The following is an 18,038-nucleotide window of genomic DNA, read 5'->3' as shown; positions in this document are numbered from 1 at the left end:
CGTTTGATGGATACGGAAGAGTTACGAGCCTACACAAACCTCGGGCGTAATAATGCTATGAAGTTGGGTGAAGAGATTGGGGCCAAGGTGAAAGTTGGAAAACGCGTTCTTTGGGACCGGGTAAAAATTGATCAGTACATCAATGAATTAACGGGGGCATGACTATGCAGGAAGAAAAACGCACAGGGCTAATGGAAGAAGCCCAGAATCACACACCAATGCAGGAAACGGCGGCAACCGTAGAACCTGACAAAACCTTACCGTTTATAGTTATGGAGGCTTTACAGACAGGAAAGGAAAATGCTATCAGCGCACAGGAATTATGTACATACCTTAAGTTTGATAATGTCCGGGAACTGCAAAAGGAGATCGCAAGAGAGAGGACGGCCGGAGCAGTAATACTTTCTACCTGTCACGATGGAGGAGGCTATTTCCTGCCGAGCAGTGACCAGGAGGTGAAGCAGTTTATAAGAACACTGGAAAGCCGAGCCAGAAATACCTTTGCGGCTTTACGGTCAGCAAGAAACTATATAAGGCAACAGGGGGAAATAAAATAAATGGCTAATAGGCGCATGTTTAGTCTTGACGTGGTGGATACGGATAATTTCCTTGAGATGTCCGCCACTGCGCAAAACTTGTATTTTCATTTGGGGATGCGAGCAGACGATGACGGATTTGTATCATCACCAAAAAAAATAGCAAAGGTAGTTAATTGCGGTGAAGATGATTTGAGGCTACTCGTCATGAAAGGCTATATACAGCCATTTGAGAGCGGAGTTATTGTAATTCGGCACTGGGGGCAGAACAATTATATTCAGAAGGACAGATACAAGTCAACAATATACATAAAAGAGCGTGAAATATTGAGGGTTGACAATGGAATTTACTCTCTGGATACAGACTGTATACAAGATGTTTCCAAAATGGAAGCACAGGTTAGGTTAGGTAAGGATAATAAAAGCTCTTGTGCAGCAGAAGCCGCACGAGATACTCCAGTGCTTGAAAAACAGAGAGATGATTTCGAGAAAATTTACACCATATATCCTAAAAAGCGGGGAAAGGCAAAAGCATTTGAATATTATCGCGGCTTTGTCGGAAAGACCGGGAGGCTGATTAATGGTCAAAGGTATCGCCTGGACCGGCGGCAGATATATATAGCTGTTGCCAGCTATGTGAATGAACGGCAGCAGGAAGGAACCAAAGTCGAATTTTACAAGAACTTTGATACCTTCATGAACAAGAATATCCTTGACTACATAGAGGGGAGCGAAATATGAGCAGATTAGCAGAACGATCAATTATAGGTGCGCTGCTGATGGATATCAACTCAATTAACACCGTTTATGATGAACTCAGGCCGGAGATGTTCCGGGAGGAACTATACCAAAAAGTTTATATTGAAATTGTCAGGATGTATGATACTGGTGAACGAATTAATCTTGTAAGTCTGTCTCAGAGGCTACAAGGATATGGATATCCTGAAAACATTATCCTTGATGGACTGAGAGAGTGTATCAACTCAACAATGACCACAACAGAGATAAGGAGTTATGCGGATGTACTGACCAGTAATTACAAGGCTGCACAGTTATTGGCTATATTAAACTCTGTTAAAGTATTGCCAGTTGATATTGAAAACCAAATTGGATTATTAATGAATGACCTTGAAGCCCTGAAAAGTTCAGAACATACAAAGCTACGGAGCATGGTGCAGATTGTAGCAGAACATGAGAGGAGCCACTTTGCAGAGCATGAATCAAATGGTATCAACCTTGGATTCCCCCGGCTAGATGATATGCTTGTGGAACTGGAAAAGGGGGACATAACGGTTATAGGTGCGCGTCCGGCAGTTGGAAAGTCAGCGTTTGTGACGCAGATTATCCGGAGCCTGTCAACCAGCGGCAAGCGTGGAGCATTTTATAACTTGGAAATGTCCGACAAGCAGATTTATGAGAGGATGCTATCGTCAGAAACCGGTATCGGGCTAAAGCGGATACGAAAAGCGCAGGCTTATATAGGTGATGAACAGCCCAAGGTGTCCGCGGCCAACAGCAAGATTAGTCAGTATCAGGTGATGGTTCGCAGCGGCTCGGTGAAGCCAACCGACATCAGGAATGAATGCCGACATCTGGATTTGGATTACATAGTTATTGATTACCTGCAATTGATGAAATCTGATACGTGGTATAGTAATCGGGCAAGCGAAGTCGGTGCCGTATCTAAAGCGATTAAATCACTTGCGATGGAATTACAGGTACATATAATCTTATTATCCCAGCTAAACCGGGTAAGTGAAGGCAGGGATACCAAAGAACCGTCAATGGCAGAAATTCGCGAATCCGGGGACGTGGAGCAGGACGCAAGTGCTATAATTCTGCTATGGAATACTGATCCGGATGATATCAGTCAAAAGGGAATCAAGGTTGAGAAGAACCGGCAGGGCGAACTTGGCAAAATACCTTTCGGATTCGATGGGGCTACAATGCAGTTTGTTGAGAGAGAAGGTACCATAATAATGCAACAGGAAGGCTTTAAAAGGACTAAAAAGACACCATTTGATGATTAGGGGAAAAAATGTTGAAGAATGAGCAATTACAGCAAGAATTTGATTTATTTGCAGATGTGTGGAAGTTATTCAAATATGCGCAGCCGGTCGGCTCCAGGACGGATGTTAAATATTGGGATTCTGTAAATCAAAAAGTCATCGAGATTATGGAGAAATATCCAGGCGAATTTGCAACAGAACTATCTTTGACAATCCTAAACGAACTGGAAAGAAAGGGGAATCTTTATGAAGATAAGGACACAGGATGCAAGGCGATTCCTTGAATTAAGCGAGTGCTATATCGAAGATTGCATGAATGGGTGTGGTATTTACGTAAAGAGTCGCTACAGCCGAAATTCGGTACTGGCTGGAAAGTATGAAGACGAAGCTAGGGCAAAAGGGGTAATGCATGAGATTTGTATCGCAGAGTCCAGGCTGGAGCGGATTTTCTATATGCCGTCGGACTGACAATATGTTAACTTTTTAAACATTTGGGTGTGGATGTTGATAAGGCAATGAGATAGGGTTTTACTGGAAGTGAAATTCGTGGTTACTGCGCGCTAAAAGGTAGTAACCACAGAAAAAGATTGATAGGAGAAAAAACGATGGAATCAGTAAAAGATCAGGCTTTAACAGCAATCAAAGCAAGGAGGGATTTAAGTCCGCCATTGATCAGCGTGTATAACCTTTTAAAAATAGACAAGGTGGAAACATGGGCCGGATTATGTTGTGATCGCATAGCAGATGCAAATCTGATTGACATGGAGGACGTACAAATCGATTTTATTAATATGCCAGGACTTTGTCTTACTGCTAATGGAATTATGATGTGTCGGGACATTCTGGAAGCTTACATTGGCAAAGATACTCTTCGTGATGCATTCAAGTGGATGTGTTCTAAGGAATCCATAAATGCCAATATTAATATTGCTGCTCAAGTCTTGCGGGATATGAGTAATTCGCGCTTAACAGAGTTGTACAGGGAAGCAGAGTCATTACAATTACCAGAATGCGTCAGTGCCCGGGAGTTGATTCAAGAAGAGATGCGTCAGAGACTGCCTTTTATGGCGCTGGTTCGCAAAGTCAGAAAAGAATACCGGCTACTGCCTGTTAGGCGGATTCTTTTAAGAACAAAAAGCAATCAGTAATGGGTAGTAAAAGGTGTGGTTACTACAGTTTATAAGGCAGTAACTACGGGAAGGGAAACGGATGTACTGCGTTATTCAGGAAATTGAGAAAAAAACAGTGCCGGTGGGTGAGCCAAAGGAAATTGAAGTACGTAAAACCAACTGGACGATGAATGGAGAATCTTACACCTCTTATGGGTATCAATATAGCCAAGAGTGCTATGAACGCCAGATCAGGAAGGCTTACCGCATCAGTATCCATAAAAGTTTCCGGGAAGGTGGCAGAGTTTGCAAAAAGCAAACAGTAATATGCACCATTGGATATTATGATCTCATTGATTGTAGTAGCTGGATCGGTGATTACATAAGTGGCAGCAGATGGAGTGATAAGGTTAAAGAAATAGGCCTGCCGGAGGAAGAACTTGTAAGCATGATTTATGAGAAGTTTCAGCCCATCGTTGATCTGGTAGAAGCAGAATTTCATCAGACAGAGGAATATAAGGCGAAGGAAGAACACAGACGTATTTTAAAGGAATATCAACAGAGAGTTGATGAATTCATAAAAAAGTACGAGGCTACTGAGCGTGATTATAAGTGCTGTTATGATGTTTTTGGAAACCTGATGAATTCGGATTCTCTAAAAAGAATCGAAGAGAATTATAAACAAAGGCGTGAATATGAGCGTAGGAGCCAAGAACAGAGCCGTAGTTATTATGAAAATTTCTATAATAACTACACTGGAAGCAGTTCCAACAGCTATGGTTCCGCAGGCGGTCAACAAAATGAGGCGAGCAAAGCCACTCTTAAGCAGTTTTACCGGACACTTTCAAAGGTATATCACCCGGATAGCAACCCTGGAAAAGATACATCTGAGGAAATGAAGGTTCTTAATCAGCTTAAAACGGAGTGGGGGGTGTAGTGGTTTGCAGCAGTATCTAAATCAAAGGCTCAGACCTTGAAAATAAAAGAGGAAAGGAACTTAAAAACATGATAGCAATTGGTATTTTATTATTCGTAATTATCTGCGAATTAGCAGCAATCTACGAAAAGATGGAGGAAAAGAAGCATGAATAATACACAAAACCAAAGGGATATGATTTCAATGTGCTTAGGTAGGTTAACGGAGGCAGTAAAGGGTTTTGAACCTATCGTGAAGCAGGTAGAGGAGGCCATGCCTTACGCTCTTAAGGCAACATCGGAATCTCTGCAGAGGGGAGCAGAAAGCCTGAGAGAACAAAAGGAGCAGTACGAAGCAGCAATGAAGCAATATGAGAAAGCAATGATGGAGGGAAATATTAATGAGTAATAAAATGCAAAGTATCAATTTTTCGGACGGTTATAAATCTTTCTGTATTAACGATGACCCGGACAGGGTAATCCGGTTTAACCCGACTGATATTGACATCGTGAAACGATTTAATCAGGCAATGAAAGAACTGAGAGAAGAAAAGGACGGGCTGGAAGATGTAAGTCTTAATCCAGATGGGACCGTTGTGCTTGATGATGATGCTACATTGGAAAAGACTTCGGAAGTACTGGAGCAGTTTAATCAGGTAATTCGTGAAAAGCTGAATTTTATTTTTAAATCTGACGTATATGACACCATATTTGACGGCCAATCTCCCATGGCTATTGTGGGAAAAGAAAGACAACTGCTGTTTGAGGCATTTATGGATGCCGCTTTTCAGGTGATTAATGAAGAGGTGGAGAAAGCCACCAGGGAAAGGGTTGGCAAGTATACGGCGAAATATAAGAAAAAAGATAACCGGAGTTGAGGAAACATGAATGAAGAGATGCAGAAAGTGATAGAAGAAATACATAGCCGGGGGAATACGGTGGAAATCAAACAGCGTAAAGATGATGTTATCATTTTGGAAGTAGTTAAAAAAATTGTATATAAGTATGACAGGCAAAAAGGTGCTTGTTAATGGCTAAGTGGTGCCGATGGCTTTCAGAAATGGGAGCTGTCGGCCTTTTTATTTAAGGTGGTGGAACATGGAGCAATACGATGGCTCAGTACTTATTGATTCGAAAATAAATACTGATGGGGCAGAAAAGGGAACCAGAAATTTAAAATCAGAATTTGAAAAAATAGTGTCCAGCGCTCAAAAGGCGGGTGACAGAGTAAAAGATGTTTTCTCAAAGTCCATGAAGGAAGTAGGGCAATCATCACAAGGTGTTGGCTCCGGTTATGATCCAAAGGCAATGGAAATGGTATTTGGTAAGTCTGCAGCTCAAATCAGGAACTATGCGCAGGCAGTCCAACTATATGGGCAGCAGGCAGGACTTGTAATGAATCAAATAGATGTTGAAAGCCAGCAGGCGGCCTCTTCTTTGGGAAACGTATCAAATGCGGGAAAGCAGGCAGGGGGAGCATTGAAAGGAATTGCCAGTGGAGGGAAAACGGCTTCTGATTCACTAAATTCAACAGCTTCTGCCGGTCAGGCCTCAATGGTAAGCCTGAAAGATTCTGTTTTATGGGGAATGAACACAGTAAAAAAAACTTTGATTTCTACGATTGTTAATATTCCCAATATTGTACGATCTGGATTTAGTAAGCTTCCTGTTATTGCGGGAGCTGCATTGAAAGGTATGGCAGCAGCAGGAAAGGCGGCTTTTGCTTCTCTTGGTAAGTTGGCGAAGAGGGCATCAGGACAGATGTTAAACCTTGCTAAAAGTGTAATGAAGTCAGTCGGGCAAATTGCAAGATCTTTGTTAGGTCTTAGAAAGAATACACAGAAGACAGGGAAAAGCTTTAACTTACTGGGTATGCTTTTTCGTACACTTGTATTTAGTGTGTTTTACCGGGCAATTAATGGAATCACGTCTGCGGTAAAAGAGGGAATTGATAATCTCGCCCGATATTCCGATAAGACCAACCAGACAATTTCTGAATTGAAATCATCATTAACAACACTAAAGAACAGCTTTGCGGCAGCATTTGCGCCCATCATAGAATTTGTGACACCGGCATTAACAAGGCTAATATCCAAAATGGTGGAGCTAAACAACTGGATTTCGCAAATACTGTCAGCTCTGGCCGGGAAAGATACTTTTGTAAAGGCGGTACAGGTACAAGAAGATTATGCAGCAAGTCTTGATGCAACAAAAAAAGCTACAAGGGAAGCTGCAAAGGAAACCAAAAAGGCCACATTTGCATTTGATACCTTGATACAGGCACAGGGCAAGAATACTGACAAAGAAGAATACACCGGACCGTCACCGGATCAGATGTTTAAAACAGTGGAAGTTGCGGAGAATGTACAGAAGGCCGCAGACAAAATACGAGAATTGTTCAACAGTGAGGATTTCTCCGGTATTGGGGAATTATTGGGGCAAAAAATCAATGCAGCAATAGCCCGTATCAGTTCATTGATTGACTGGAATAATGTGGGGGATAAAATTACTCAAATCGTATCAAGGTTTGTAAGCCTGTTCAACTCCATGGTATCAACCGTTAATTGGGACTCCCTGGGAAGAATGGTGGGTAAGGGCATTAATACGATTGTAAACACCTTATATCTTCTGTTAAATGGGATTGATTGGGTGAAGTTAGGGGAAGCATTAGCAAAAGGCCTAAATGGGCTTATTTATGAGGTGGATTGGAAAAAATTTGGCGCTACAATCGGGAGTTTTATCCAGGCAAACATAGACCTGTTATATGGTTTTGTGACAACTGCAGACTGGCCGGCTATTGGGAAAGCTATGGCTGATGGCATAATGGGGCTGATAAACAGGATTGATTGGGCAAGGTTTGGAGAAACGCTGGGAAAGACCATATCAGGAATTATAAGCAGCATACATAATTTTATTCAAACAATAGACTGGACAGGGTTAGGACAGAAAATTTCCACTACTCTAAACAATTTCTTTGCAAATATTGATTGGGCAGATATGGGTCAGACTTTGAGTGATTTTGCATTGGGCCTCCTTGAAACTCTGCGTACAGCATTAAAAGAAACTGACTGGGAAGCTATAGGCCAGGACTTAGGAGAATTCCTTGTAAACGTTGACTGGTGGAGCGTTTTCACAAGTGTTGTTGATGTAGTTGCCCGGATAGCTTTAGCAGTGGTAAAGGCCGCATGGGCAATGCTGAAAGTGGTGGGAAAGGCCCTATGGGATGGCATTACAGAAGGAATTGCAGAGTTTTCAGAAAACCCGGGAGAATGGATCAAGAAACATATTGTTGAACCATTCATAAAATGGATCAAGGATTTATTCGGAATTCATTCCCCGTCTACGGTTATGGCTGCAATCGGCAGATATTTAATTGAGGGATTAATACAAGGGCTTGAGAATTCAATGAGTAATCTTGTTCGGCCACTGACAAATCTATCTGAAAAGATTAAAAATGGCTTTCAGAGTGCGTTTGACGGTGTGAAGAATATTGCGGCGAATGCAATAAACTCTATAATTGATATTCTGAATAAATTAAAGTTTGATGTGCCTGACTGGGTTCCTGAAATCGGCGGGAAATCTTTTGGATTTAATATAAAGCATGTGGCTTTCTCTGGAAGTGGCTTTTCTTCCTCTGGTTATCCGGCATCTGCCTACGCTGCATATACCTCCTATATGCCCCGGCTTGCGACCGGCACAGTGGTGCCCCCGAAGGCCGGAGAGTTCGCGGCAATTCTGGGAGACAACAACCGGGATTATGAGGTTGTGTCACCGTTGGGGACGATTAAGCAAGCAGTATTAGAAGCCATTAAGGAAGCGGGCGGAATTGGCAACGGTACCGCAAAGGCAGACTTGATCATTGATGGCACAAAGTTCGGCCAGTTAGTTTATAAGTACAACAACAAAGAAACTGAGCGCGTAGGCGTTAGAATGGTAACGAATGGTGGGTAAGTACCTCCCAAAATCTCATTTTCTATTTTAGTAGAAGTATTTGAATTGAATGGGGAGGTATTAAGATCTGGCTGAAAGTTCAGTGAGAAACTATCTTGCAAAGATGAATAAAAAGCAAGCTATTATGCTAAAGACTTCGGATGTCCATATCTTGGACATCCGAAAATTAAACAACGCAGGTGAAAAAGTTCTTACCGAAACTTCAATGATAAACAGGTTTTAATGGTTAAAATTTAGATATGCATAATATGCACATCCCTACAAAGCTATGAAAGGCAGGTTGCTCGGGGTGGGTGAGCCGAAAACCAGTCATCTCTCGTACTGTTTGAGAATGATGTTGAAAAAAGTTTAAGTTTCAACCTATATTGTTAAATGCAAGGAGGCAGCAGGACATGACAAACGAGGAACTTGTAATCAGGATCAAGGCTGGTATTGATCCGGCGGAGAATATGCTTGCCCTATATGAGCAGGTAAAGGCCTTTATTAATTCTATTGCCTGGAAGTATCATGGACGGGAAGAAATTGAGGATTTAGAGCAAGAGGGCTATCTTGCCTTGTACGATGCCATTGACGGTTATGCCCCGGATACTGGCTATAAATTCCTCACCTATGCAAAGCCCTGGATCATTCAGCGCATACAGCGGTACATAGAAAATTACTCCTGCTGCCTGCGGCTTCCTTCCCATATACAGGTCCTATTAAGGCAATATAAGCAGTTTCATGATTCTTTCATGAAAGAACATGACCGGGAGCCTGCAGAGGACGAAACAGCCTATTTCATGGGATTAAGCATAGAACAAGTAAGGGAAATACATAAAAACGCCGCTACGGCAAATATGACAAGCCTGAACGCACCTGTAAAGAACCTGGAAGAGGGAGAATACACGGTAGGAGATGTTATCCCCTCCGGTGAGGACATGGAAGAGGATACGCTTGAACGCATTCAGCAGGAGCAGCTTAGTGCGGTGCTTTGGGAAATGGTGGATGGCTTGCCGGGCAGACAGCCGGAGGTTATACGGAAACGCTATCAGGACAAAATGAGTATGACGGCGGCAGGGGAAGAAATGCGGGTTGGGTGCAGTGAGGTTCGGAAAGAAGAGCTTAAAGCATTGCGAGAATTACGGAAGCCGCATAATGCCAATAAACTACGGCCATTTCTGCCGGAGAATGAGGTGATCTACAACATGGGAATAAGTGGAACCGGATTTGAAAGATTTAATCAGACATGGACCAGTGCAACGGAAAGAGCAGCCCTCAGATTTGAGGGGCGATACAAATAAAAATTTATTTGTAGTCCTCTCATGCTTTTTCTGAGTTTTGAGTTTTAGCATGGATGACTGACGTAAAGTTTAACGTCAGTGACTATTTTATTGAAAGCTCAGACTTTCATTATCATGGGGAAAATGATTACCTGCGCACTTTAATATATTTTGTCTTGTGATATACTGGAAATATACAAAAAAAGGAGAAAAACAATTGTGGACAAACAGTTTCTAACAATTAAAGACTGCATGAAGCGCCATGGGAAGAGCTACGACACAATAGCAACCTTGTTCAAGAAAAAAGGATCTCCTGCGGTGCGCGTTGGCCATGAATGGCAAGTGGATATAAACAAGTGGGACCAGTATCTGCTTAAGCTCGCAGAAGATGACAAAGGCTAACCACAGGTACCGTGGACATGCCAGAACATTAAAAGAGGAGGACACATGAACGAATTAACTGTAACAGGAAAACAGAATTTTATGGGAATTAACATCCCGGTAGTGCTTGGAGGATTTGGTAAGGACAAGAAGTGCTTGTCTGATAAGACCGTTGCAGAGATTCACGGCCAGCCAAATTATAAAATTAGAGAACGCATATCAGATAACATTAAGCGTTTTAAAGAATCAGTTGATTACATTGACTTAAAAAAAGGTATCCGTGAGGCGGATACGTTAGAAATCCTCTTAAGCTTGGGTTATGCAAAGCAGTCTATCACTCAGGCCGATCACATTTATATGTTATCAGAACGTGGCTACGCGAAACTGATTAAGATAATGGATTCCGACCTTGCATGGGAGATTCACGACAGATTAATTGATGAATACTTTGAACTCAGAGAAGAAAAGAAGCAGGCAAAGGCCCGCGCCGAACGCCTCGCCAGTGTCAACAACGCGGTAAAGATTTTCACTGCAATGTTGGAAAAGGCAGTAATGGCACGAGGTAACGATTCGTTAGGTCATCGAAGGAAGATATCCTAAATATTCGGGAGCCTTGGCAGTTTGATAAAGAGTAAAGTGGAGGTAAGAAAGATGGTAGAGCCATATAAACCGCTGTACACAGTTCGGGAGGCTGCAGAACTCCTCATGGTAAACAAAGATTTTGTAAACAGGGAAATTACCCAAGGGCGGCTTCCATCTTTAAATTTGGGTCGTAGAAAGATTCGTGGAAGTGACCTGGAAAAATACATAGAAAACTACCCGGCAGACAATCTGGTAATAAAGGAGGGCGAGATGAAATGAAAGTATCGTGAAAAGTAAAAAATTAAGTTTGATATATTTACATGAAGACACAAATCAAGGTAACACTGTAAAATATTAATCTCATGAAGTTGGTGAAAGAAGGAAGATATGCATTACATTGACATAAAGAGCGTAATGGAAGTTATGAAAGGATCAGAGTTATCACGGACAGACCAATCTAATGCATACCTTTCCATTGACAATCAGCCGTTCCATGTAAAAATAACATATCAAAAGACCGGATTTGGAGAAAAGCCTTTTCTATGTTGTCCTAAATGCGGCAGCAGGCGTGTAAAGCTCTATCTGTATTCTGAAAGACTATTGTGCCGGGAATGCCTTCCGTATTCGCTTTATAGCGGTCTTACACATACAACGAAAGGCGGCCACAAATACATAAGATATCGAATGCAGCGGTTGGCTGCCCGAAATGGGATTATTTTAAAGGGACCGTTTCATTATGACGAATATCCAAAGCCAAAGGGGAAGAATGATGATGCATGGGAAATGATTCTTAAGAAGCTTCAGGGATTGGAAAACATGCGAATCCAGGCCCTTTCTTTCAATAAGAGATATTCGGATAAGACAATAAGAAGTGTGCTGCTGGAGAAGAATATTCTGCTTTATGTCCTTGACCTGTATGACATTGATAGATACTTTTATAACTGGGATAAAGGCTATATAGATTTTCCGGGGAATCCAAATGATATAGAGGTGTCGGGAATTTTTAGTAATGTGAACGCATACCAGAGTGTTGTACTAGAATCGTTGTACTAAAATCATCTTAGTATTTTGTATTTTTGAAAAACAATCCAAATGGTGAAAATGGTCTTTAATATTGATCTTTCGGTTATTTTGTATGCATCTTTTGTATGCAGCGCAAAGCGAACGTTGCAAACGTTCGGTAATCTCGTGGCGGAAAATTCCGCCGCCAATATATAAGCTGGTACGGCAATTTTGCCGACTCAGAGCAATCAAGAGTAATATACTGTTTGTAGGAAAATGTTGACATTTGTTGGTGTTTCAACCTATATAGCGGGAATACCCCATATAGCGTACAGACGGTTGCAAATAGTTGCATGATTAATTATATAGCTGATGGGTCCGCCATGAACAAAATATTTAAATAAATGATGACTTATGATGCCATATCTGTACATATAGCGGTTTATTTAAATGGACAGCGAATGTTGAAGAATGTTGAGGTATTTTCATTTATAGCTAAAGTACCAAGAGGAAGTAGATACAGCCTGCGTAGAAAATCTCACGGCCCCCAATTTAGTCGCTAGATAATTCTTTTAAATGAGCTTATCTTATAGAACCTTCATCAATCTAAAATGTTGACATTTGTTGACCTATCGGCCTATATAGTTACTTCCCAATAAGAAAGACTGGGGAAGAAACGAAACGTTACAACCTTTTAAGGCAGACTACAATGCAGCCGGGGACCTCAGAAAACCTCAAATTAAAACCTATATAGTGGAACTTTCTTTTTACTTGATTGCATAGAAAGTAGCGTTAAGGAAAACAGTTTGAAGCAGCTGGGCAGCAGGTCAGAGCGGAAAATTGCGTTGTGATGGGATACTTTTACATAAGGAGATCCGTATAGAAGCAAAATCAAATAGAATGGAAAATTCCGTTGTACTGAAATACCTGGTAGTTCTTGTGGTAAAGAATTCGGACTCCTCAATTTTGAGGAGTCCTGGTGGAGTTCTCCATTTGCGGAGAAAAGAAACCAAATTAAGCAGAGCCGAAAATTCAGCTGAGTAAAGGACAACGCAATTTCGCACAGTCAGGAAGAAGGGAACGTCAATATGTCACCCACCTCTTGGGGGAGCATATTGATAAATAGAAAGAAAGAGAAAAAAGGAGTGAATTCGTGAGCAAGTTAATGATGAAAGCGTCGGAAGTTGCTGAAATCATGGAAGTATCTGAACGTACTGGATACAACATAATAAAACAACTAAACAGTGAATTAGAATCAAAAGATTTTTTAATCAGGCCTGGAAGGATTCCCAGGAAGTATTTTTTTGAGCGGACGGGTTTGGAGCTTACATCTGAATCGAGAGATGAGTAACCTCATGCGAATTCACTTTAAGGCATCAGGCAATTATTGGCGGTATATATACGTAAAATAATATATTAGATTATAAAAATTAAAATTCAATAGAGAAAATCACAGTGAAAAAAAGTCATGCGATGCAACGAGCCGATGAATTAAAAATACTTATAGCCACAGTAAAAATCAAGCACAAGCTTACGAATGCTCAGCTGGCGAAGAAGCTCGATATCCCTCTTAGTACTTTCAATTACTGGAAGTCACATATTGAAAGATTCCCGGCCGGGAAGATATGGCTATTGGAAGTAATGGCAGAAAAATAAAAAAGGTGGCAATATGATCGATTTAATGATCTTTGAAGGAAATGAAGTAGAAGTATTTGAATTGAATGAACAGGCGTTATTTAACCCGTATCACGTTGGGAAGTGTCTGGATCTGGGTGAAAGCTCTGTAAGAATGGCAATATCCAAAATGAACAAGAAGCAGGTTATTAAGGTTACTAATTCTAATGTCAAAGATATTGACTTTAGAAAATTACACAATACCGGAGAGAATTTTCTTACTGAAAGCGGATTATGTTGATTTAAAAAGTCGTGCATCAGACGCACAACAATTATTAACATCACTGGGCTATAGTAAGTCATAAAACTGAAAAATTCAGATGTGACAATTAGTAACTTCCGAAAACTGAATAACGCTGGAGGGATCTTCGTACACATAACAACGCAGTTTTTGCACGGCCCAGATAAAAGGATAGCTAAATTTTGAGCTGTCAGGGCGGAGTTCTCCACCATGGGATTGATAGCTTAGTTGCCCGTTTGCTTGATGGATCAACTATCCCTCGAATTGAGGGAGGGTCAACAATATAGTTGAATGGGGTCACGGATTGATACCCCTTCTGGTAACCGAAGATCGGATTAAGGGATTGTTCGCACCTTTGTGTGGGAAGTACGAAAAGCGTACCGCTGGCTTTGTGGTAATGGCCAGTATCTAAAATAGGATAGTCCTCATATATGGAAACACCTGGAATAGAATGGGAAATCAACGCTGCTTGGTTTAGTTTCTTTCAGGGCTGGTAAACAGGCAAGCGATAAGGAATAGGCCATTGACATGCGTTCGTGGCAAATCTCGCTTAAGGATATTGAAAGGCAGGAAACGGCAAATGCAGAGCACATAGAGGCACTACAGAAGGGGAGGGGAAGAAAACGGCAGCAGAACCGTTGTGGCCTACTGCCAAAGGGGAGATAGTTACAAATTCTAAAGTTGCTAAATACAACGTTAGCTGGTAAGGGCCAGCTGTCGGTAAAAGTAATTGCACATTGAAATGGGATATGTTACCATAGTGGCATGGAACAATCGTGTCACTGCAAGGGCGTTGGCCTTCCATCATACATAGATGGGAGGTGGTGCGGATGAAATATGACTTTAAAGACCTGATGGCCTTTGGTATGTTCATAGTCGCATTACTTACCTTTATTTTCGTTAATTGTAAGTAGCGTTTTTCTATAAAGTCCTGGAAACAGGCATAGAAAAACCACCCTTGTAAACTTTGGTCGGTTTGAGGGTGGAATTTTCTATCTTATTCATGGCCAACCCCTTGTAGGGGGCGGTTGTTCCTTTTGTAATTCTAATATAGCATATCTGCAATTCAAAATCAAGAGCTTACAATGCAATTATGGGCAGTCCTCCTTGTCATAATTGTTCTTCCGGTTTAAAAAATCCCTCCAACTCCATTCTCATATCAATTGCTTTTTTGATATAGCTGTTTATCTTTTCGTTAGATGCCTCAGCAGCAGATTTGATATTATCGTATTTGTCCCTCTGAACGTCAAGAGGGATACGCTTAACATTTTCTTTCCGGTATTTCATATTTGCGCGCTTTTGTGCTTCGGTTAGTGTCATGCTTCACCGCCTTTCATACTATTGTAGCCATTTGGACATTAAAAATGATGTCACCTACTCCACCTTACAATAAGAGTATAGCATAAAATCAACAATGTGTACACATATAAAATTACACAAATATATACGTACACATTTGGTTAATATCACTATTGATATATGCGTACACATATAATATAATAAGTACATAAGATAACAAAACAACAAAGCACCGATACCCCCGAAAAGGTTATGAAATTCCGGTCAATATCCCTGTGAGTGAGCCAAGGCAAAACCAATAGTCAGGAAGATTACCGGAACGGTACAAGGATTCAATCCCGGTGAGGAGGTGCCAAGACTGGCGAACAATAGCCCGGTAAGAATCCACCAGAAGGAAAGGAGATCAACTACATGGGAGAAAGAGCCATTGTAAACAGAGTAAAAAAGTTAAAGGCCATTGAAGAGCAGCAGACAGCGCTTAAGGCAGAAGCGGATAAGCTGAAAGAGGAAATCAAGAAGGAAATGCATGCAAGAGGAGCCGAGGAATTAAAGGCCGGGGCTTTCCTGGTACAGTGGAAAACAATCATCAAGAACCGATTCGATTCCAAGAGCTTCCAGAAAGAGCACAAGACGCTTTACAGCCAGTACATGAGTCAGACAAGCGAAAAGCGGTTTACCGTAGCATAACAGGCCTGTAAGTGCTCAGGGCCAATAAAAGAATAACAAGCAGCAGTGAGTAACGGCAATTACATGGACCTGCTGCCAGATCACACACCAAATGTAAAAACCCCATGCATCGGCAAACGCACAGGGCTAATAAAAAAATTCAACCCGTTCACACACCATGCAAAAGGGATACTCTGATTATAGCACAGATTTATCCCTTTGCAACCCCAAATGTAAAGGAGAGGATTTGGAAATGACAAGAGAAGCGATTATTGATAAAAAAATCTTGGATATTGAGACATCGGTCCGAAAAATTCAAGTGATGATTGGTGATTTATTTGAAAGCTATTTTTGCGAAGAAGTCATATCCGAAGTGGATACATGGAAAATCTTGTCTCATTATTATGACGATGCAGGTGTGAAGGTTTGTATTATTGGTGATTTAGTGCTGAACCTTTGTAAAAGTCTGGAAGAACTGAAAAACGCCGTAAATATTACTGGTGAAGCAGAAGATACTCATGTACAGTTTCCAGAGGGAAAACAGGGGGATTTGAAATGATTGAAGAAAAAAGATCAACATATAAAATGGTTGAGCTGTTATGTAGTCTCAATTTAGAAGAACTTAAAGCCCTTAGACCGCTATTGTTAAAAGAGGTCGAGAAGTTGGGCGGTGGAGATGCATTACAGCAGTGTAGTAACAAATTAATAGATTTATTAATCCACGGTAAGCAGACGGAAATGAGGGAAGAGTATGCAGAAAATGATTCTTGTGCCTGTTGAGCAGTACAACTGCATGATAGAAAACTATGACAAGGCTATGGAGGAATTACAAGAGGTAAAGGGGCAGCTTAAGGCCATAAAGCACCAGGACGATGATGTGGCCCAGGAACTCAAATTGTATGAGATTATGGATAAGCATAACTGTGATCGGGACGTTGCCGAACTTCTTTTCCAGGATCAAGAGGAAAAATAGAGAGAACCTTCATGTTGAAAAATATTGAGGGAATGCAGCATATAGCAATTATATTGTTGCATTCCTTATAAGGAGTAAAATAATATGGCAGTAGATAAGAACGGGAAGCCGTTACCGAAAGGGATTACCCTGCGTTCTGACGGGAGATACATGGCCCGCTTTCAGTATGATGGGGAGAGGTATACCATATATGATATAAATATGAAAGACTTGCTGGAGAAAATGGAAAACATGAAATATGAGTTAAAGCATGGTATTTTCTGCAAGCCTAAAGATATTACGGTTTCTGCCTGGTTTGAAACATGGTTGGAACAATATAAGAACAATACAAGCAAAGCCTCAACGATACAGACGTATAAACAGACATATTCAAGCTACATTGGGCCGGTTTTAGGAAAAAGGAAAGTGACGGACATACAGCCCCAGGCCTTACAGAAAATCATTAATGACCTTTACAAGAAAGGGTTTTCTAAGTCACGTGTTAATTTTGCATTTGTTATTTTATCGGGAATGTTCAATCAGGCACAAAAAAATAAGCTGATAATAAGTAATCCGGCTGACGCTTTGGTTTTTCCTAAATACAGGAAAAAGAACCAGAATGAAAAGAGAGTAATGTCACTGGAAGAGCAGCATACTTTTTTGAAATATGCAAAAGGGTCTGTATACTATAATTTCTATGTAATGGCTTTATCAACGGGCATGCGTGTCAATGAGATAACGGGCTTGCAATGGTCTGATATTGATTGGAAGAATAAACTGATCCATGTAACAGGGACCCTGGTATATCTTCGTGAGGGATCAGGCCGGTACAAGGATAGCCCGAAGACAGAGAGCAGCCGGAGAGATATACCAATGCTTAATAATATAGAAGAACTTCTGAAAAATATCAGGCATAGGCAGCTTGAAAACCGGTTAAAACTGGGCGAAAAATGGAAAGAAGAAGATAACCTAAAAAATATGGTCTTAACTTATGAAGATGGTGGAGCATTTTGGGATACTGGGATCCGGGTAGACATGAAAAAAATCGCCAATAAGATCAAGAAAGATGGTATGGAATTTGATCCGATAACTCCACATACCTTACGCCATACATTTGCCACAAGAGGCCTGGAACAGGGAATTCCGTTAAAGGTCATGCAGGTGATCTTAGGCCATAGCAGCCTTGCCATGACTGCAGATTTATATTCGCATGTACTGCCAGATACGAAAGCCGAGGAAATGAAAAAGATCGAAAAAATACTGTAAAAAAATAGAAGTGGTGTCAAAGTGGTGTCAAGTCAAAAAAAGAGGACTATCCAAATTATTTTGGAAGCCCTCTTTTTCCTTGTAAATAAAAGGTTTAGAGCAGATAACGGGAATCGGACCCGCCTCCTCAGCTTGGGAAGCTGATGTTCTACCAATGAACTATATCTGCTTAGTGTTATTTGACACGTTTTATATT

General features: G+C 41.1%; 24 protein-coding genes and 1 tRNA gene. 23 read left to right on the top strand and 2 right to left on the bottom strand.

Translation table 11 applies throughout. The features are described 5' to 3' along the window. The first annotated feature begins 6 nt into the window (after window positions 1-6). The 18 genes from K401_RS0125715 (at window position 7) to K401_RS0125615 (ending at window position 13,659) form a co-directional block, all read left to right on the top strand. The gene (locus tag K401_RS0125715) at window positions 7-162 is read left to right on the top strand and encodes a DUF6462 family protein (protein ID WP_334291578.1); all 156 of its coding nucleotides are present in this window, start codon (window positions 7-9) and stop codon (window positions 160-162) included. Between the two features lie 2 nt (window positions 163-164). Next, window positions 165-557 (top strand): hypothetical protein, encoded by a 393-nt coding sequence (locus tag K401_RS0125710; RefSeq protein ID WP_024295640.1) that lies wholly within the window; start codon window positions 165-167, stop codon window positions 555-557. Next, window positions 558-1,277 (top strand): hypothetical protein, encoded by a 720-nt coding sequence (locus K401_RS0125705; RefSeq protein WP_024295639.1) that lies wholly within the window; start codon window positions 558-560, stop codon window positions 1,275-1,277. Then, complete coding sequence (locus K401_RS0125700; protein ID WP_024295638.1) at window positions 1,274-2,566, top strand: replicative DNA helicase; 1,293 nt, start codon at window positions 1,274-1,276, stop codon at window positions 2,564-2,566. The genes K401_RS0125705 and K401_RS0125700 overlap by 4 nt, the downstream gene beginning before the upstream one ends. An 8-nt stretch (window positions 2,567-2,574) precedes the next feature. After that, window positions 2,575-2,829: a hypothetical protein gene (locus K401_RS0125695; RefSeq protein WP_024295637.1), complete on the top strand. Its 255-nt coding sequence runs from the start codon at window positions 2,575-2,577 to the stop codon at window positions 2,827-2,829. A 321-nt stretch (window positions 2,830-3,150) separates the two neighbouring features. Continuing rightward, window positions 3,151-3,693: a hypothetical protein gene (locus K401_RS0125690; protein ID WP_024295636.1), complete on the top strand. Its 543-nt coding sequence runs from the start codon at window positions 3,151-3,153 to the stop codon at window positions 3,691-3,693. Between the two features lie 61 nt (window positions 3,694-3,754). Further along, complete coding sequence (locus K401_RS0125685; RefSeq protein WP_024295635.1) at window positions 3,755-4,591, top strand: hypothetical protein; 837 nt, start codon at window positions 3,755-3,757, stop codon at window positions 4,589-4,591. Window positions 4,592-4,738: 147 nt separating this feature from the next. Further along, the gene (locus tag K401_RS0125675; RefSeq protein ID WP_024295634.1) at window positions 4,739-4,978 is read left to right on the top strand and encodes a hypothetical protein; all 240 of its coding nucleotides are present in this window, start codon (window positions 4,739-4,741) and stop codon (window positions 4,976-4,978) included. Beyond that, a complete protein-coding gene (locus tag K401_RS0125670; protein ID WP_051464095.1) occupies window positions 4,971-5,447 on the top strand; it encodes a hypothetical protein in 477 nt (158 codons plus the stop codon). The genes K401_RS0125675 and K401_RS0125670 overlap by 8 nt, the downstream gene beginning before the upstream one ends. Before the next feature lie 6 nt (window positions 5,448-5,453). After that, on the top strand, window positions 5,454-5,600 hold the full coding sequence (locus K401_RS33300) for a hypothetical protein (protein WP_166435295.1): 147 nt from the start codon (window positions 5,454-5,456) through the stop codon (window positions 5,598-5,600). A 448-nt stretch (window positions 5,601-6,048) separates the two neighbouring features. Further along, window positions 6,049-8,520, top strand: coding sequence for a phage tail protein (locus K401_RS0125660; protein ID WP_156945318.1), 2,472 nt, complete (start codon window positions 6,049-6,051; stop codon window positions 8,518-8,520). Between the two features lie 392 nt (window positions 8,521-8,912). Next, window positions 8,913-9,800: a sigma-70 family RNA polymerase sigma factor gene (locus K401_RS0125655; RefSeq protein WP_024295631.1), complete on the top strand. Its 888-nt coding sequence runs from the start codon at window positions 8,913-8,915 to the stop codon at window positions 9,798-9,800. Window positions 9,801-9,998: 198 nt separating this feature from the next. After that, window positions 9,999-10,181, top strand: coding sequence for a hypothetical protein (locus tag K401_RS0125650; RefSeq protein ID WP_024295630.1), 183 nt, complete (start codon window positions 9,999-10,001; stop codon window positions 10,179-10,181). A 45-nt stretch (window positions 10,182-10,226) separates the two neighbouring features. Continuing rightward, entirely contained in the window at window positions 10,227-10,760 is a 534-nt protein-coding gene (locus K401_RS0125645) for an ORF6N domain-containing protein (RefSeq protein WP_024295629.1), read from the top strand. 51 nt (window positions 10,761-10,811) lie between these two features. After that, window positions 10,812-11,021 carry a helix-turn-helix domain-containing protein gene (locus K401_RS0125640; protein WP_024295628.1) on the top strand — a complete coding sequence of 70 codons (210 nt, stop codon included), beginning with the start codon at window positions 10,812-10,814 and terminating at the stop codon, window positions 11,019-11,021. Between the two features lie 108 nt (window positions 11,022-11,129). Further along, the gene (locus K401_RS0125635) at window positions 11,130-11,795 is read left to right on the top strand and encodes a hypothetical protein (RefSeq protein WP_024295627.1); all 666 of its coding nucleotides are present in this window, start codon (window positions 11,130-11,132) and stop codon (window positions 11,793-11,795) included. 1,102 nt (window positions 11,796-12,897) lie between these two features. Beyond that, a complete protein-coding gene (locus K401_RS0125625) occupies window positions 12,898-13,095 on the top strand; it encodes a hypothetical protein (protein ID WP_024295626.1) in 198 nt (65 codons plus the stop codon). 318 nt (window positions 13,096-13,413) lie between these two features. Beyond that, window positions 13,414-13,659 (top strand): hypothetical protein, encoded by a 246-nt coding sequence (locus tag K401_RS0125615; RefSeq protein WP_024295624.1) that lies wholly within the window; start codon window positions 13,414-13,416, stop codon window positions 13,657-13,659. 1,110 nt (window positions 13,660-14,769) lie between these two features. On the opposite strand, the gene K401_RS0125605 is transcribed toward K401_RS0125615, so the two are convergent. Further along, window positions 14,770-14,979, bottom strand: coding sequence for a hypothetical protein (locus K401_RS0125605; protein ID WP_024295623.1), 210 nt, complete (start codon window positions 14,977-14,979; stop codon window positions 14,770-14,772). 390 nt (window positions 14,980-15,369) lie between these two features. On the opposite strand from K401_RS0125605, the gene K401_RS0125600 reads away from it, so the two are divergent. The 5 genes from K401_RS0125600 (at window position 15,370) to K401_RS0125580 (ending at window position 17,842) form a co-directional block, all read left to right on the top strand. Beyond that, window positions 15,370-15,645 carry a hypothetical protein gene (locus tag K401_RS0125600; RefSeq protein WP_024295622.1) on the top strand — a complete coding sequence of 92 codons (276 nt, stop codon included), beginning with the start codon at window positions 15,370-15,372 and terminating at the stop codon, window positions 15,643-15,645. Window positions 15,646-15,877: 232 nt separating this feature from the next. Next, window positions 15,878-16,183 carry a hypothetical protein gene (locus K401_RS0125595; RefSeq protein ID WP_024295621.1) on the top strand — a complete coding sequence of 102 codons (306 nt, stop codon included), beginning with the start codon at window positions 15,878-15,880 and terminating at the stop codon, window positions 16,181-16,183. Next, window positions 16,180-16,404, top strand: coding sequence for a hypothetical protein (locus tag K401_RS0125590; RefSeq protein WP_024295620.1), 225 nt, complete (start codon window positions 16,180-16,182; stop codon window positions 16,402-16,404). The genes K401_RS0125595 and K401_RS0125590 overlap by 4 nt, the downstream gene beginning before the upstream one ends. Beyond that, window positions 16,376-16,597 carry a hypothetical protein gene (locus K401_RS0125585; RefSeq protein WP_024295619.1) on the top strand — a complete coding sequence of 74 codons (222 nt, stop codon included), beginning with the start codon at window positions 16,376-16,378 and terminating at the stop codon, window positions 16,595-16,597. Before K401_RS0125590 ends, K401_RS0125585 begins: the two co-directional genes overlap by 29 nt. A gap of 84 nt (window positions 16,598-16,681) precedes the next feature. Then, window positions 16,682-17,842 carry a tyrosine-type recombinase/integrase gene (locus tag K401_RS0125580; RefSeq protein WP_024295618.1) on the top strand — a complete coding sequence of 387 codons (1,161 nt, stop codon included), beginning with the start codon at window positions 16,682-16,684 and terminating at the stop codon, window positions 17,840-17,842. 98 nt (window positions 17,843-17,940) lie between these two features. On the opposite strand, the gene K401_RS0125575 is transcribed toward K401_RS0125580, so the two are convergent. Beyond that, a tRNA-Gly gene (locus tag K401_RS0125575) sits at window positions 17,941-18,011 on the bottom strand. Between the last annotated feature and the right edge of the window lie 27 nt (window positions 18,012-18,038).

Origin of the sequence: Lacrimispora indolis DSM 755 (genome assembly GCF_000526995.1) — a bacterium.
GTDB classification, from domain to species: Bacteria; Bacillota; Clostridia; order Lachnospirales; family Lachnospiraceae; genus Lacrimispora; species Lacrimispora indolis.
The sequence above is the reverse complement of the archived record's forward strand: the minus strand, read 5'-3'. Positions and strand labels throughout refer to the sequence as shown.